General features: G+C 41.3%; 13 protein-coding genes. 6 read left to right on the top strand and 7 right to left on the bottom strand.

From position 1 onward, the window contains the following. Nucleotides 1–56: 56 nt before the first annotated feature. Complete coding sequence (locus tag BM156_RS12380) at nt 57–1,502, bottom strand: Do family serine endopeptidase (protein WP_093920200.1); 1,446 nt, start codon at nt 1,500–1,502, stop codon at nt 57–59. A 307-nt stretch (nt 1,503–1,809) separates the two neighbouring features. Here BM156_RS12380 and BM156_RS12385 point away from each other — a divergent pair, with 307 nt between their 5' ends. Next, nucleotides 1,810–3,837, top strand: a complete 2,028-nt coding sequence (locus BM156_RS12385) for a cache domain-containing protein (RefSeq protein WP_093920201.1) — start codon at nt 1,810–1,812, stop codon at nt 3,835–3,837. A 17-nt stretch (nt 3,838–3,854) separates the two neighbouring features. Here BM156_RS12385 and BM156_RS12390 read toward each other — a convergent pair whose 3' ends face one another. The 4 genes from BM156_RS12390 to dacB all read right to left on the bottom strand — a co-directional run bounded on the left by BM156_RS12390 (nt 3,855) and on the right by dacB (nt 8,015). After that, nucleotides 3,855–4,394, bottom strand: coding sequence for a TlpA family protein disulfide reductase (locus tag BM156_RS12390; protein WP_093920202.1), 540 nt, complete (start codon nt 4,392–4,394; stop codon nt 3,855–3,857). A gap of 101 nt (nt 4,395–4,495) precedes the next feature. Continuing rightward, on the bottom strand, nt 4,496–5,443 hold the full coding sequence (locus BM156_RS12395) for a phosphoribosylaminoimidazolesuccinocarboxamide synthase (RefSeq protein WP_093920203.1): 948 nt from the start codon (nt 5,441–5,443) through the stop codon (nt 4,496–4,498). After that, nucleotides 5,440–6,438, bottom strand: a complete 999-nt coding sequence (locus tag BM156_RS12400; protein ID WP_093920204.1) for a PhoH family protein — start codon at nt 6,436–6,438, stop codon at nt 5,440–5,442. Before BM156_RS12400 ends, BM156_RS12395 begins: the two co-directional genes overlap by 4 nt. Before the next feature lie 110 nt (nt 6,439–6,548). Next, nucleotides 6,549–8,015: a D-alanyl-D-alanine carboxypeptidase/D-alanyl-D-alanine endopeptidase gene (gene dacB / locus BM156_RS12405; protein ID WP_093920205.1), complete on the bottom strand. Its 1,467-nt coding sequence runs from the start codon at nt 8,013–8,015 to the stop codon at nt 6,549–6,551. Nucleotides 8,016–8,114: 99 nt separating this feature from the next. On the opposite strand from dacB, the gene crcB reads away from it, so the two are divergent. The 4 genes from crcB (at nt 8,115) to BM156_RS12425 (ending at nt 11,181) form a co-directional block, all read left to right on the top strand. Beyond that, entirely contained in the window at nt 8,115–8,498 is a 384-nt protein-coding gene (gene crcB, locus BM156_RS12410; RefSeq protein WP_093920206.1) for a fluoride efflux transporter CrcB, read from the top strand. A 367-nt stretch (nt 8,499–8,865) separates the two neighbouring features. Next, nucleotides 8,866–9,192, top strand: coding sequence for a hypothetical protein (locus BM156_RS12415; RefSeq protein WP_093920207.1), 327 nt, complete (start codon nt 8,866–8,868; stop codon nt 9,190–9,192). 102 nt (nt 9,193–9,294) lie between these two features. Then, complete coding sequence (locus BM156_RS12420; RefSeq protein ID WP_093920208.1) at nt 9,295–9,621, top strand: hypothetical protein; 327 nt, start codon at nt 9,295–9,297, stop codon at nt 9,619–9,621. Between the two features lie 216 nt (nt 9,622–9,837). Beyond that, nucleotides 9,838–11,181, top strand: coding sequence for a sigma-54-dependent transcriptional regulator (locus BM156_RS12425; protein WP_093920209.1), 1,344 nt, complete (start codon nt 9,838–9,840; stop codon nt 11,179–11,181). On the opposite strand, the gene BM156_RS12430 is transcribed toward BM156_RS12425, so the two are convergent. After that, complete coding sequence (locus BM156_RS12430) at nt 11,178–11,531, bottom strand: Hpt domain-containing protein (protein ID WP_170846951.1); 354 nt, start codon at nt 11,529–11,531, stop codon at nt 11,178–11,180. The genes BM156_RS12425 and BM156_RS12430 overlap by 4 nt on opposite strands. Before the next feature lie 350 nt (nt 11,532–11,881). Between BM156_RS12430 and BM156_RS12435 the strand changes: the two genes are divergently transcribed. Next, nucleotides 11,882–12,247: a DUF190 domain-containing protein gene (locus tag BM156_RS12435; RefSeq protein ID WP_212733508.1), complete on the top strand. Its 366-nt coding sequence runs from the start codon at nt 11,882–11,884 to the stop codon at nt 12,245–12,247. Here the strand turns inward: BM156_RS12435 and BM156_RS12440 are convergent. Beyond that, nucleotides 12,244–14,271 (bottom strand): thioredoxin domain-containing protein, encoded by a 2,028-nt coding sequence (locus tag BM156_RS12440; protein ID WP_093920212.1) that lies wholly within the window; start codon nt 14,269–14,271, stop codon nt 12,244–12,246. The genes BM156_RS12435 and BM156_RS12440 overlap by 4 nt on opposite strands. Between the last annotated feature and the right edge of the window lie 17 nt (nt 14,272–14,288).

Consider the following 14,288-nt stretch of genomic DNA (forward strand, 5'->3'; position numbering starts at 1 on the left):
CAGACAGCTTTAGCTCACACACCTTGATTTGTTAAATCTAAGTAAACAATGCGTGTCTAGTTAACTCCAAAAACAAAGTAAGCTGGCTCTCCATTCGGATAAATGCCTTCGATCAATACGCCACCTTTAGCCTTGTTGATGATGCGTTTAAAATCATTAACCGCTTCAACCTCCTCCTTGTTCACGTCGGTTATGATAAAACCCTCTTTAAGGCCTGCGTCCTTAAGTTTGCCTTTTCCCAAGTCGGTGATTTTTATCCCATGGCCTAAGCGTAGTCGGTATTTCTCGTTTTCTGTTAACCCCTCAAATTTTGCGCCAAGAAAAATATTGTCGCTAGCTTTGATGATTTCTGTATCTCCGTGCATGTTACGGAGGGTAACTTCAAATTGTTTCGGTTTATTGTCTCTTTTTATCAAAACTTTTATCACATCCCCTGGTCGGTGCTTGCTAACTTGCTCTTGCAGTTGGGCTGTAGAGTTAACCGAAACCCCATCAATATTTAAAATAACATCTTCATTTTCAATTCCTGCCTCTTCGGCAGCACTGTTTTTGTTAACCTCAGAAATGAAAACGCCCTCTATTTTATCAATATTGTGCTCTTCAGCTATTTTTGCATCGACATCTCTTATTAAGACACCAAGTAAAGCACGCTGTACTTGTCCGTATTCTTTCAAATCATCAATTACTTTCTCTACGATGGATACGGGAACCGCGAATGAGTAACCGGTATAAGATCCGGTTCTGGAAGCAATGGCTGTGTTAATTCCAACGAGCTCACCATTCATATTCACGAGTGCACCACCACTATTGCCTGGGTTTACCGCAGCATCGGTTTGAATGAATGATTCAATTCCCATATCGGCGCGATTAATGCCAATGTTTCGACTTTTGGCACTAACAATTCCTGCTGTTACGGTGGAGGTTAATTCAAATGGGTTTCCAACAGCCAATACCCACTCGCCAAGTTTTAAGGCGTCCGAGTTTCCAAATCGTAAAAATGGAAAATCTTCTCCTGCAATTTTTAAAAGGGCAATATCTGTTGTTGGATCGGTTCCAACCAGTTTTGCATTAAACTGTCGGTTGTCGTTTAGTACAACCTGAATGTCGTCGGCATTATCAATCACGTGATTGTTGGTTACAATATAACCGTCCGATGATAAAATTACGCCAGAGCCAGAGCCTTGCCTAACTTTTGGAGGCATTTGTTGCTGGTAGCGGTCGCCATAAAACCATTCGTAAAATGGATTCCTGTAATACTGTGCTTCCTGTTGCGAGGTCACTTTAACGTGTACAACAGCATGCACCGAATTTTCGGCTGCGTAAGTTAAGTCAGGCGCTTCTCCCTGCGGCGCCGAAGGCAGGCTTGCATATCTCATGTTCTGCTCCTGAGGAACAGTTACTATTTGTGGTTCGTTAAAAAATGTACTGTATGCCCATACAGCAACAAAAGCACTTGCTAGTGCTACAACAAAGGTCAATCCTAATTTTCTGTATGCTTTCATCTCGTTCTGTTTTAAGATTTATAATCTTTTTTCAACGTGCTAATTTAACGCATAAAGAATGCCAGTGTTTACTTGTTTTTGATTCATTTGTATTGTTTAACAAGTTTTAACAGCAAAATTGGACAGAAAGACAAGATATTTCTCTTGCAGAAGGTTTTTGTTGTTCAGTTGATTGATTTGGCTGACGTTTTTTCATCATGTTGAAAAAATTACTTATTTCTGTCGTATTGAGACTGACATTATTTCATTTATATGTTTAACTTTGGTATCGCTTGTGCAAATTAAATAAAGACTAACTATTGCCTTGATGGGGAAGAATCGGGATAAAAGGAATGAAGCCACTTCCAGAAGTCTGACAACCTATATTCGAAGGGTTGTTATTTCAGCGACTTTGCTAATGACTATTTTTGTGGCAGCTGTGGTTAGCGTTCATGAAATTTTGCTTTTTCGGGATATTAGTCGGAAGCAGCAAGAAACTCATCTGAATGAACATAAGCAGTTTGTTCGGGATTTGATTGATATCGAACTCGCTTACATTGCTAGTCAGAAAAGGATGTTTGACGATCGAATGGTCGATGCCCTGAAAGAGAATGTATGTAATGCCCATCATATTGCAACAGGCATTTATGAGGCGTACAACGGGAAATTGCCGGATGAAACGATCCGAGGATTGATCGTTGAGGCTGTTTCGTCGATGAAAAGCAGTAGTTCGTTCATGCATGTTTTTATTAACGATCTGGAAGGACATGGTGTTTTTTATGCAGGACGTCCGGAATACAAAGGACGTAATTTGATGGACTTTGTTGATGTGGATGGAAACTATGTTGTAAAAACGGAATTAGCCCTTTTAGAAAATCAGGATGAAGGCTATGTTGCCTATGGCGAAGAAGCATTTGTTGTTGAAGATACCTTACCCCGGAATAAAGTTGTTTTTGTCAAAAAGTTTGAGCCGTTTGGTTGGTATTTTGGCTCAAAGACTTACCTCGAAGACTATTACGATGAGTTTAAGAAAGAGATTGCACAGAAGGTAAGCTCTGATTATTTCCGCTATGGTGGTTATGTCTTTATTAACGAGATGGATGGCGAGCCAATCGTAATGGATGGTAAGGCTTATGATGGCAAGTTTAATATGCTGGATGGCAGTGATCCTGAAAGACAAGCGATTTTTGAAGAACAATTGGAGGCAGCAAAAGCTAGTGATGAAGGGGGATTTTTCACTTACCGCTGGAACAAGATGGGGGAGACAGATAAAGCGCCAAAAATTTCTTTTGTCAGAGAGTTTAAGGAGTGCAACTGGTTGGTAGGAGCTGGTTTTTATTTGGATGAAACCTGGGCTGAAATTGAGGCTCAAAAGCAACAACTAAAGCATGATATGGTCCGAAATCTGCTGATCATTCTGGTGGTCTTATTGTTGGCAATCGTCATCGAAATCCTTATCATCTACCGGTTTAACTCAAGCTATATTGCAGACTTTAATAATTTTACCCGTTTCTTTAACCGGGGAAAACAACGGTACCAGAAGTTAAATATCGACAACCTGTATTTTGATGAGTTTAAAGATATGGGAAAAGTGGCTAATGAAATGATGACGGAGCGGGAGCGGGTGTATAAACAACTTGTTTTAGAGCAGGAAAAAGCGATGGAAGCCGATCGGCTGAAAACAGCTTTTTTGGCGAACATGTCGCATGAAATTCGAACTCCGATGAATGCCATTCTTGGTTTTTCCAGTTTGCTAAATGAATCATCAATTTCGGAGGAAGACAAGAAAATGTTTACTAAGCTGATTCATAAGAATGGTGAATTGCTGCTGAAGTTGATTAATGATATTATCGATATTTCAAAGATTGAATCGGACCAGCTTTCTATTAGTAAAGAGTCGTTTTTATTGGCTGATTTGTTGGATGAAGTAAACTGGCACTATCGGGATGTTGCTGCAACCCACGAAAAGAATGAGGTTAGCTTTACTTTGGAAAATCATTTGCCTGAGCATTACCGATGCCATACAGATAAGTTGCGGTTGAAACAAGTACTTGATAATTTAATCAGTAATGCGATGAAGTTTACCACATCGGGCACCGTTGGCCTAAAAGTGCATAAACGAGGCGAATGGATTCATTTTCAGGTGCAGGACACTGGAATTGGCATACAGCAGGAAGATCTGAAGAATATCTTTCAACGTTTTCGGCAGGGGAATGAGCATGCCAGTAAGCACTACGGAGGTACCGGACTTGGTCTGGCAATTGCTCAAAAGATCGTTCACCTGATGGGAGGCGATATCGGTGTAAAGTCGATTCCCGGAAAAGGATCCGATTTCTACTTTTATATTCCTGCCTAATTTTTTTTAGAACTACATTATTTGGCAAGCTGATCAGTAATTAGTTGCTTGAGCTCTTTAAAATCTTCGTCTTTAAACCCAATTGAGCTGTAGATAACTTTCCCATTGGCATCAATCAAAAAATTGCGTGGAATAAATTGGGTGGCGTATTTGGAGTAGATTGAGCGATCTGCATCTGCGGTGAAGTCTAGTTTAAAGCCTTTTTGCTGTTTAAATTTGGCCAGCTCTTCGGGCTTGTGCTCGCGTCCAATCACTAATAGCTCAAACTTTTCGTTGTTTTGATATTTTTCAAAGACATCCTTTTGCAGATGAGGTAGTTCTTTTAGACAGGGGCCGCACCAGGTTGCAAAGAAATTGATCAGAACAACTTTCCCTTTTAAATCCGATAAACTTTGTTTTTTCCCGTTAAGGGTTATAAAATCAAAATCAGGAGCTTGCAGACCTGTTTTTGCCAAAGTTGTTTGTTTCATGTTTTGCTCAGTTTGGGCTTTCCCTGAAAAACTAAAAAAGACCATAAGCACGGCTAAAAGCGAAAGACGGATTGTTGTTGATTTCATAAAAACGAAGTGTTGAATGTAATGAAAAATTGGGTGGAGGGTGAAATAAAAGCTTCCGGAATCAATCCGGAAGCTTTCTTAATAAACCAATTGAATTACGGTTATAGCTTTGCCAAAAAGGCATTAACATTTTTCTCAATACGGTCATTAATTGCGTCAGTCTCCGATTTTTGGAATTGATCGCCAGTAATATTTTCGAAAAGCTCAATGTAGCGTTCTGAAACTGAATTAACAAAATCTGCAGTCATTTCAGGAACTTGTTGTCCTTCTTTCCCTTGGAAACCATTTTCAATCAGCCATTGACGAACAAATTCTTTAGAAAGCTGTTTTTGGCTTTCTCCTTTTTGAAGACGTTCTTCATAGCCTTCAGCATAAAAATAGCGTGATGAGTCAGGCGTGTGAATTTCATCAATCAGGTAGATTTTGCCATCTTTCTTACCAAACTCATATTTAGTGTCAACCAGGATTAAGCCTTTTTCTTTGGCCATTTCTGTTCCACGTTGGAAAAGCTTGCGAGTGTAGTCTTCCAGCATTTCATAGTCTTCTTTGCTCACCAAGCCTTGTTCAATGATTGCTTCACGCGAAATATCTTCATCGTGTCCTTCATCTGCTTTGGTAGTAGGAGTGAGGATTGGCTCCGCAAATTTTTGGTTTTCGACCATGCCTTCGGGCATAGGAACACCGCAAATACTGCGCTTGCCGTCGCGGTACTCGCGCCAGGCGTGTCCGGTGAGGTAGCCACGAATTACCATTTCAACTTTGAATGGCTCGCAGTGGTGACCAACAGTTACATTCGGATCTGGCGTGTCAATTTTCCAGTTTGGGACAATGTCGGCAGTTGCATCCAGAAACTTGGAAGCAATTTGGTTCAAAACTTGTCCTTTGTACGGAACACCTTCAGGTAACACCACATCAAAAGCCGAGATACGGTCAGATACAACCATGACCAGGAATTCATCGTTGATGTTATAAACATCTCTTACTTTTCCGTGGTACACACTTTTTTGCTTGGGAAAATCAAAGTCTGTTTTTGTAAGTGCTTTCGTCATTTTTTTGAGTTTTTGTCTTTCTTTATTGCTTCTTTTTTTGCGAGTTCTTTTTGATAGTAGTTATCGTATGCATTGACAATATCGCGCACCAATCGGTGTCTGACGATGTCTTTAGCATCAAATTGGACAAATGAAATGTCTTTGATATTCTTCAAAATTTTCTTTGCCTGAATCAAGCCTGATTGGTGAATGCTTGGTAGGTCAATTTGAGTTTCATCACCGGTGATGATGAACTTGGCATTCATCCCCATCCGGGTCAGGAACATCTTGAGTTGGTTGAGGGTGGTGTTCTGGGCTTCATCCAAAATAACAAAGGCATCGCTCAAGGTACGTCCGCGCATAAAAGCCAATGGCGCAATTTGAATGATCCCATCTTTTAAAAATTCCTCCAACTTCTTCGCCGGAATCATATCCTGAAGCGCATCGTAAAGAGGCTGAAGATAGGGATCGATTTTTTCTTTTAGGTCCCCCGGAAGAAAACCAAGCCGTTCTCCGGCTTCAACGGCGGGGCGACTCAGAATAATTCGTTTGATTTCTCTGTTTTTCAGCGCTCTTACTGCCAAAGCAATGGCGGTGTAGGTTTTTCCAGTTCCTGCTGGCCCAATGGCAAAAATTAAATCGGAATTTTTGCTGGACTCAACCAATAAACGCTGATTTGGAGTGCGTGCCCGGATTGGCTTGCCGTTTATTCCATGAAGTAAAACTTCCCGCGTATTGGCCATTTCGCTTTCAATTTGCGAAAAATCGTTGTTCATGACTTGTTCAATGGTATCTAAACTGAGCACATTGAACTGGTTGTAATGGTCGAGCAATAGTTGGAACTTTTTTTCAAAAGCTTCACTTTCAGCTTCATCTCCTTGGATGATTAATTGATTGCCTCGACTTACAATATTTAGTTTTGGAAAAAATGTTTTGATTAGATCAATTTTGGTGTTGTTTACACCGTAAAACTCTAGTGGATCAACACCTTCCAGATATATTTGTTTTTCAAACATAGACTTGTTTAATCTCCTTTTCTTTAACAGCAAAAATAGCAAAAATGTTGGTTGTGCTTCGAAAAAGAAGACCCTTAGGTACGGAAAAATAAGTCAAACGTAACACTGGTTTATTTACTTTTTGAAAAGCGCAGTAACAAGTCCTCGATAAGACGAATGGCTTCCCGGTGGCTGCTGTCAAAATTATTCAGAAAAACAGCAAAGAGTAGCGGCTGCCCACTTTGAGTTGTTAGCTCTCCTGCATAGCAACGTACCCGGGTCATGCTGCCACTTTTGGCTCGCAGACTGTTCTTGGGAAAATTTACGGGATTGAAATGGTAGAGGGTGCCATTGGGAACACAAGGAATTGAACAGAACCAATTACTCCCTTCAACACTTTGGGTTTTCATGTAATGAAGGATGCCAACCATTTGTTCTGCTGTTAGCGCATTGAAATGAGACAGGCCACTTCCATCAGCCATAAAAAAGCCGTGCGTGTCGATGCCATGTTTTTCCCAAAAGTCAGTGATGGTCTGAGTTCCTTTTTTAGTAGAACCTTTGCCATTCATCAGGAAGGCTAGGTATTTTAGCAGGTGTTCTGCAAAAAGGTTGACACTTTCGTAGTTGGTAACCGTCGCGATTTCTAAAAGTGTCGGAGAAAGGGTTCGGCTTACTAAGGTCAGCTGGGAAAGTGTGTCATTATATCCCTGACTTTTAATAAATCCATCAACGGTTATCTGAGCTGAGGTGATTCGGTCAAGTAGTTCCCAACCTAGTAAAAAAGGCGGATTGGGTACTGAAGCCTTGATGACAAAGTCGGCTTGCCCCAATGGAATGGTGCCGCGTATGGTTCGCTGATTGCTCATGGGAGCACCATAAACATAGGCTAAATCTCTTTTTACTGTTGATGATTTCACTTGGTTGTCCAGTTCCAACTCAGGAATAAACGGCTTGGTTGTTAGTACACGGGTTGGTTGGCCTGCTTCAGCAGGAGAGGCCATGTGAATGCGGTACATGTTGTCGTAGACCGATAAGCCACAGGCTCCGGCTCCATAATAGTTTCCGAGGTCTTCCCAAATCCAGGTATTTGGAATGGTCTGCTCTTCAAAAATGGTCGCATCGGTAATAATGTCTCCGGTGATGTGCTTTATGTGAAGTGCTTGCAGTGCCTTTGTCCATTGATCCAGAAAGTGATTTTCGAGGTAATGCTCCTTAAAATACTCAGAACCCAGGGCAGGATCGCCTCCTCCAATAATGACCAAGTTTCCGTAGAGCGTGTCGTTCTTTATCTCTCCTGAATAAGCCAGTTGGGTTTCAAAACGAAAGTCCGATCCCAAAATCTCAAGAGCAGTTGCAGTGGTAACCAGTTTCATGGTTGAAGCAGGAGCAAGGCTTAGCTGTGGGGCAGTTTTGGCTAAAACTTCTCCAGTTGTAGCGTCTTGCACAAAAATACCAATGCCCGCATTCTTTAAGGTTTCATGCTTTTTCCAGAGCGAAATTTCGTCATTAAACGACCAGTCTTTTGTGGGTTGAGATTGTGCATTCAGCGTAAAGCAAAAGAATACCAAACTAAGCAAGCTTATCATTTCCTTGATCATAGGGGGCGTTTGAAAATTGGACTTCCGTTGATAAAAGTCGATTATAATTGTAATTTTGCATGGAAGGTATTCATTTCACCCGAAATAATAAAAAAATCGATGCTTAAAACCATCTTGATTGTTGGAACCGGTGGGTTTCTGGGTAGCGTGTCCCGCTACCTAACCCAAGTTCTTGTAGAACGTTATTTACACAGTACTTTTCCTTGGGGAACTTTCGTCGCCAATATTGCGGGCTGCTTTCTCATCGGTTTGGTTTATGCCTTATCTGAACGAGGAAACTTACTTTCTCCCGAATGGCGTATTTTTATGACTGTTGGCTTCTGTGGTGGTTTTACAACCTTCTCATCTTTTGCTTACAACAATCTAACAATGCTTTCCGAAAATAACCTGATTCAGTTACTTGGAAACATTGGTTTAAGCCTCTTCTTTGGTATTGGTGCGGTGTATTTGGGGATTGTTGCTATTCGGTTGTTATATAGTTAGTGGTGCTTTGGGGAATGATCTTCCTTTCTTTTTTTTACTACACTTTATCATTCATGTCAGTCTCGATTGCAAAGAATTGTGAGTTTTGATGTCTTTTAAGTGTCGGTTTTCATGCTGATTTTTACACTTTTTTTGCTTTGTTAACTTCTGTTTTGTGGAATATTTCTACAATTACACGGGTATTCCTCAGCTTTCCTTTTCCTGTGTTTGTCAATTTTGAATGGGGAAGCTTTGTTGGTATTTGTCTGTATGTCAGTGTCTAATTCTCGTCGTTTTCCCCTGTTTCCTTTTTTTGGCACGCTTATCTCTATAAGGATGGGTGTAGAGACGATAACTAAAATTGTAAAACATTTAAAAATTAGAAGTCATGAAAAAAGGAATGATAATTACCGCTGTAGTCGTAGCAATGGGAATGAGTGTACCAACCGGAGTGCTGGCCGCAGAAGCCATGAAAACGAGTAGCGTTGTTCAGCAGGAAGTAACCTACGAAAAAATTGAGCTTGAAACCCTTCCGGAAGCTGTTGTGAAATCTGTTTCTGAAGGCTATGCCGATTATTCAGTATCCGAAGCTTTCCAAGGCTCAGATGGCAGCTATAAAGTAATTCTGGAAAAGGACAATGAAAAGATTGCTGTGTTTTTCAACGATCAAGGTGAATTCTTGAAAGTGGAAAAAGCCGATGATGCTGAAGAATAATCAGCAGGATTCGCATAAAAACACAGGAATCCACGGTTAACTCTCGTATTTAGTTAATCTAATTACTAAACAAACAATTGTAGAATTTAAAAATTAGAAGTCATGAAAAAAGGAATGATAATTACCGCCGTAGTCGTAGCAATGGGAATGAGTGTACCAACCGGAGTGATGGCCGCAGATGCCATGGAAACAAGTAGCGTTGTTCAGCAGGAAGTAACCTACGAAAAAATTGAGCTTGAAACCCTTCCGGAAGCTGTTGTGAAATCTGTTTCTGAAGGCTATGCCGATTATTCAGTATCTGAAGCTTTTCAGGGTTCGGATGGCAGCTATAAAGTAATTCTGGAAAAGGACAATGAAAAGATTGCTGTGTTTTTCAATGATCAAGGCGAATTTCTGAAAGTAGAAAAAGCCGATGATGGCGAAGCATAAGCAATAGCAGAATTAGAAGATAAGACATAGAAATCAGCAGTTACTTTGGATGCTAATTGAGATTAAGTGTCTTAACCTCTATCATGAAGAAGAAATTCGGAGTGATAGAGGTTTTTTCCATTAAACTATTATGACAGCGATTGACGTATACTATTAGATGTAGTTAATCGTTGTATTTGTTAATACGGTGAAACTCATCGGTAATCGAAATTGACCATGGCAAACATTCTAATCATAGATGATGATGTGACTTTTGGGATTATGTTACAAACCTTGTTGGAGAAGAATCATTACAAGGTAACAACTGCTTTTTCTCCCCTGGAAGCGAAGCGTATGATCCAGAAACATTTTTTTCAAGTGGTGATGACCGACTTGCGCATGCCGGATATGAGTGGAATGGAGTTAATTCGTTTTGTGAAACAGCAGTCACCATCAACCCAGATTGTTATGATGACTGGTTATGCTGATATTGCTACAGCTATTGAGTCGATTAAACAAGGGGCTTTTCACTACATTCCGAAGCCTTTAAATCCGGAAGAGGTGTTGAGTGTTGTTGCCGAAGCGATGGAGGGGCAGGAGCAAAAAACGGCTGATAATACCTTGGGGAAGCGATTGGATGTCGCCGATTATCAGGAAGGAGTTAGTGAGCTTGCTAAAAAGTTAGAAAAGCATATTGAGCTGGTGGCGCCAATACCAATGTCCGTTTTAATTATTGGAGAAAGTGGAACTGGGAAAGAGTATGTCGCTAAACTCATTCACGATAAAAGTAAGCGGGCGGATAAGCCCTTTGTCGCAGTGGATTGCGGTGCGATTCCGAAGGAATTGGTTGCCAGTGAGTTTTTTGGCCATGTGAAAGGTTCGTTTACCGGAGCTATTGCCGATAAAATTGGACACTTTAAAGCAGCCAACGGTGGAACCCTTTTTTTAGATGAAGTCGGAAATCTTTCGTACAATACCCAAGTGCAATTGCTGAGGGTGTTGCAGGAGCGGCTTGTGCGTCCGGTAGGTAGTAATGAGGCGATTCCTGTAGACGTGCGTATTATTGCTGCAACCAATGAAAACTTGACGACAGCTCAGGAAAAGGGGGAGTTTCGGGAAGATTTGTATCACCGGCTAAACGAATTTCAGATTGATGTTCCTGCTTTGCGCGAACGGCAGCAGGATATTCTGTTTTTTGCGCGCTATTTTCTGGAGCAGGCTAACCATTACCTCAATAAAGCGGTTGAGGGATTTGAGAAAGGGGTGGAGCGGGTGTTTCAAGCTTATCCCTGGCCCGGCAATTTGCGCGAAATGAAAAACATCGTTAAACGTGCTACTTTGCTTGCCCATGGCAGAACAATTACCTTGAAAGAAATTCCTTCAGAACTTTACGCTAGCCGTGAAAACAATTGTTTCGCGTTGTACAACGAAAAAGAAGAAGGAGAAGTGATTCGGAAAGCGCTGGAGGCAGCGAATTACAATAAAAGCCAGGCAGCTCGCTTGTTGCAGATTGACCGGAAAACCTTGTACAACAAATTGAAAACATACGGGATTGAGGTTCCCGGTCGACATAAATCTTAGTGCAATTGGTAGCTTGTTTTTATTTCTTGGAGTAATTGCTCAATGAGAGGAATAACTTGTTGTGCTCGTGCTTCACGTTGTTCAAAGGGCGTATTCTTTTCTTCCAGTTGTTTTAACAGTTGAACAATTTCATCGGCCTCCAACTGTCTGAACATAGCCAGCATTTTATGCGCAAGTTCGGCAAGCTCATCACTGTCGCCTTCCTTAAGATCGTGTTTTAACCGTTGAAGATTTTCTTGCGATGAACTCACAAATGACTGCAAAATCAATCGTAGACTTTGCTCATCGTCTTGTGCAAAAGCACGAACTGTTTTTAGCGAATAGCTGGTGATATTTTTCTTGTTGCTCACGACATTCAGATTTTTTCAACACAAAGCACTTTTTACTATACGTTATTTTAGCAATGATATTTTGTAGACTGCCTGATTTTCTTGAGTAGCATAGCCGGCTTTTCTTTCCTTATAAGTAACTTGTTGGGTGGTTGGTTAGTATAAACTTTATGAGGCGATTTGTGGAAAGAATGTGCCCCTTTTTTCAACGATTGGGCCCATTGATGCAGAATGGAATAGGTCGTTATTATTCCATAAATCAACGAATTGAAACAGAAAAATAATTGAATGTTCTGTGGGAACGATGGATGGAACTGTTCCATCTGTCAAATTTGGATTTTTAGATTATCAGGAAATAAAAATTTATACAGATGAAAGGAAAAGCCAGTTTGTTGAAAGTGTATATTTCTGAGTCGGACAAAATTGGATCAACGCCTCTTTATGAAGCAATTGTTGCTGAAGCTAGAAATCAGGGACTTGGTGGCGCGACGGTGCATCGAGGGATTCTTTCTTTTGGGGCAAGTCACTCAATTCACACGATGAAAATTTTTGCCTTGTCAAGCCATTTGCCTATTGTTGTCGAAATTGTCGATAAAGAAGAGGCCGTTCGGGAATTTGCGAAAAAAGTAAATGAACTGATTGCACAGTCAAAACGAGGGGCTTTAGTCACGGTTCAGAATGTAGAAGTGATCGAATACCGCCCTGGAGATAAGTACAATCAGTTTCGTAATTTTTAGCTTCCTTGTATTTGCAGAAGAGCGATGGCTACTTCCTCTGTTGGTGATTGACAAGTTTTGTCTTGGCAAACAAAGATACGGGTTGTTTTATCCGACCAGCGATTGATTAATAGCGGGAGTTGGCTTTCTGTAAAGCTGGCGCTGAATAGGCAGTTGGGGAGGTAGCTCGCTTGAATCTCTTGTAGCTTTCCTAAAGCCTCCGGTCCGGAAATCGCCACCTCAAAATAAGGTTGTACAAAATTGAGAGCTAGGTTCATCCAATTCGAGAAGCCCGATGGATAGTGGCTAAAATCGTTGGCTAATTTCTCCAACATCTGTTCAGCCGTTTTAAGCAAGTGATTTTGCTCTAAGTGATGTCCCAGTCGATAAAGGTTGTTAGCCATGACAGAGTTCGAGGCAGGAGTCACATTATCATGGATTTCAATGTTACGATGAAGCAGGTCAGTTTGCTCATCACCCGTAAAGTAGAAGAACCCTTTTTCTTGATCGAAGAAATGGAGTAGGGTGTAATCTGTTAATTTTTGTGCGCTAATAAGCCATTCCTCGACACCGGTTGTTTCATAAAAATCGAGCCAGGCTTGTGTCAAAAAAGCATAGTCTTCCAGAAAACCATCAATCTTGCTAATTCCATTTTTGAAAGAATGGTGTATGGAACCATCGCTATTTTGAAGGTTTTGCTGGAGGAAACGGGCGTTTTGTTCGGCCAAATCAAGATATTCTTTTGCGCCCAAAGCTCTATAGGCTGCCAGCAAACCAGATAATGTCAGGGCATTCCACGAAGTGAGTATTTTATCATCCAATCCTGGGCGAATACGCTTTGCCCGTACATTGAGGAGTTGATTTCTCCAATTGGTTACTCTCTTTTTTAATTTGGGAACTTCAAGTTGGTGTTGCTGTGCAAAATCTTCGTCGCTGGTTTTTCTTAGCAGAATGTAGTTACCATCTTCCCAGTGTCCATTCTCATTCACTTGGTAATACTTTGAAAATAAGGGCCAGTCACCAGCCAGTAAGTCTTGCAGCTCCTTTTTTTGCCAAACATAGAATTTCCCCTCTTCTCCTTCGCTGTCTGCATCCAACGATGAGTAAAAGCCATTTTCTGGCGAAAGCAGCTCTCGTTTTAAAAAGCCAACGGTTTGTTCAATGACTTCCTGGTAAAGTTCATTGCCGGTTTTATGAAAAGCTTGAGCATAGATTTGCAGTAACTGCCCATTGTCGTAAAGCATCTTCTCAAAATGAGGAACCTTCCAAGATGAATCAGTTGAATAACGGGCAAAACCTCCACCTATCTGGTCAAAAATGCCGCCCCAAGCCATTTTGTTAAGGCTTGTTTCTACGTAATTTAAAGTGTCATGATCGTTGGTTTGATGCGCCCAACGAAGCAGAAACTGCAGGTTATTGGGGAGCATAAACTTCGGAGCTCCTCGGTGGCCACCCTCTTGCTTGTCAAAGCTGCTTTTCCATCGATCAACTGCTTGTTCCAGTTGGCTTATTGACAATGCCTCACTTTCTTTTAAGATGGGGACCAAGCTGCTTTCCTGGATTCCTTGGCTGAGTCGCTCAGCATATTCCGCTGTTTTTTTCGGGTTTTGTTGGTGGTAAGCATGAATTTGCAACAAGGCATTGGTCCAAACTTCTTTCTGAAAATAGGTTCCACCCCAGATTGGGCGCCCATCAGGTAGTGCAATTGCATTGAGAGGCCAGCCTCCTCGCTGAGTCATTAGCTGAACAGCGGTCATGTACAATTGGTCAACATCAGGGCGTTCTTCGCGGTCCACTTTAATGCAAACAAAATGCTCATTCATTATTTGAGCAACCTCGGGATTTTCAAATGATTCGTGCGCCATTACATGGCACCAATGGCAGGCGGCATAACCAACACTAATCAGAATGAGCTTATTCTCTTGCTTGGCTAGCTGGAGTGCTTGCTCTCCCCAGGGGAGCCAATTGACAGGATTGTGGGCGTGTTGTAATAAATACGGTGATGTTTCGTGAATGAGCTCGTTGGTGTATGTCGTTGTTGCCATCTTTCTAATTTGAATGA

It is taken from the genome of Sunxiuqinia elliptica, assembly GCF_900113005.1.
GTDB classification, from domain to species: Bacteria; Bacteroidota; Bacteroidia; order Bacteroidales; family Prolixibacteraceae; genus Sunxiuqinia; species Sunxiuqinia elliptica.

Excerpts from the sequence above, each read along its gene's own strand:
- crcB (WP_093920206.1), top strand. The coding sequence starts at position 8,115 with ATGCTTAAAACCATCTTGATTGTTGGAACCGGTGGGTTTCTGGGTAGC.
- BM156_RS12435 (WP_212733508.1), top strand. The coding sequence starts at position 11,882 with ATGAAAGGAAAAGCCAGTTTGTTGAAAGTGTATATTTCTGAGTCGGAC.
- BM156_RS12390 (WP_093920202.1), bottom strand. The coding sequence starts at position 4,394 with ATGAAATCAACAACAATCCGTCTTTCGCTTTTAGCCGTGCTTATGGTC.
- BM156_RS12395 (WP_093920203.1), bottom strand. The coding sequence starts at position 5,443 with ATGACGAAAGCACTTACAAAAACAGACTTTGATTTTCCCAAGCAAAAA.
- BM156_RS12415 (WP_093920207.1), top strand. The coding sequence starts at position 8,866 with ATGAAAAAAGGAATGATAATTACCGCTGTAGTCGTAGCAATGGGAATG.
- BM156_RS12400 (WP_093920204.1), bottom strand. The coding sequence starts at position 6,438 with ATGTTTGAAAAACAAATATATCTGGAAGGTGTTGATCCACTAGAGTTT.
- BM156_RS12440 (WP_093920212.1), bottom strand. The coding sequence starts at position 14,271 with ATGGCAACAACGACATACACCAACGAGCTCATTCACGAAACATCACCG.
- BM156_RS12425 (WP_093920209.1), top strand. The coding sequence starts at position 9,838 with ATGGCAAACATTCTAATCATAGATGATGATGTGACTTTTGGGATTATG.
- BM156_RS12385 (WP_093920201.1), top strand. The coding sequence starts at position 1,810 with ATGGGGAAGAATCGGGATAAAAGGAATGAAGCCACTTCCAGAAGTCTG.
- BM156_RS12380 (WP_093920200.1), bottom strand. The coding sequence starts at position 1,502 with ATGAAAGCATACAGAAAATTAGGATTGACCTTTGTTGTAGCACTAGCA.
- dacB (WP_093920205.1), bottom strand. The coding sequence starts at position 8,015 with ATGATCAAGGAAATGATAAGCTTGCTTAGTTTGGTATTCTTTTGCTTT.
- BM156_RS12420 (WP_093920208.1), top strand. The coding sequence starts at position 9,295 with ATGAAAAAAGGAATGATAATTACCGCCGTAGTCGTAGCAATGGGAATG.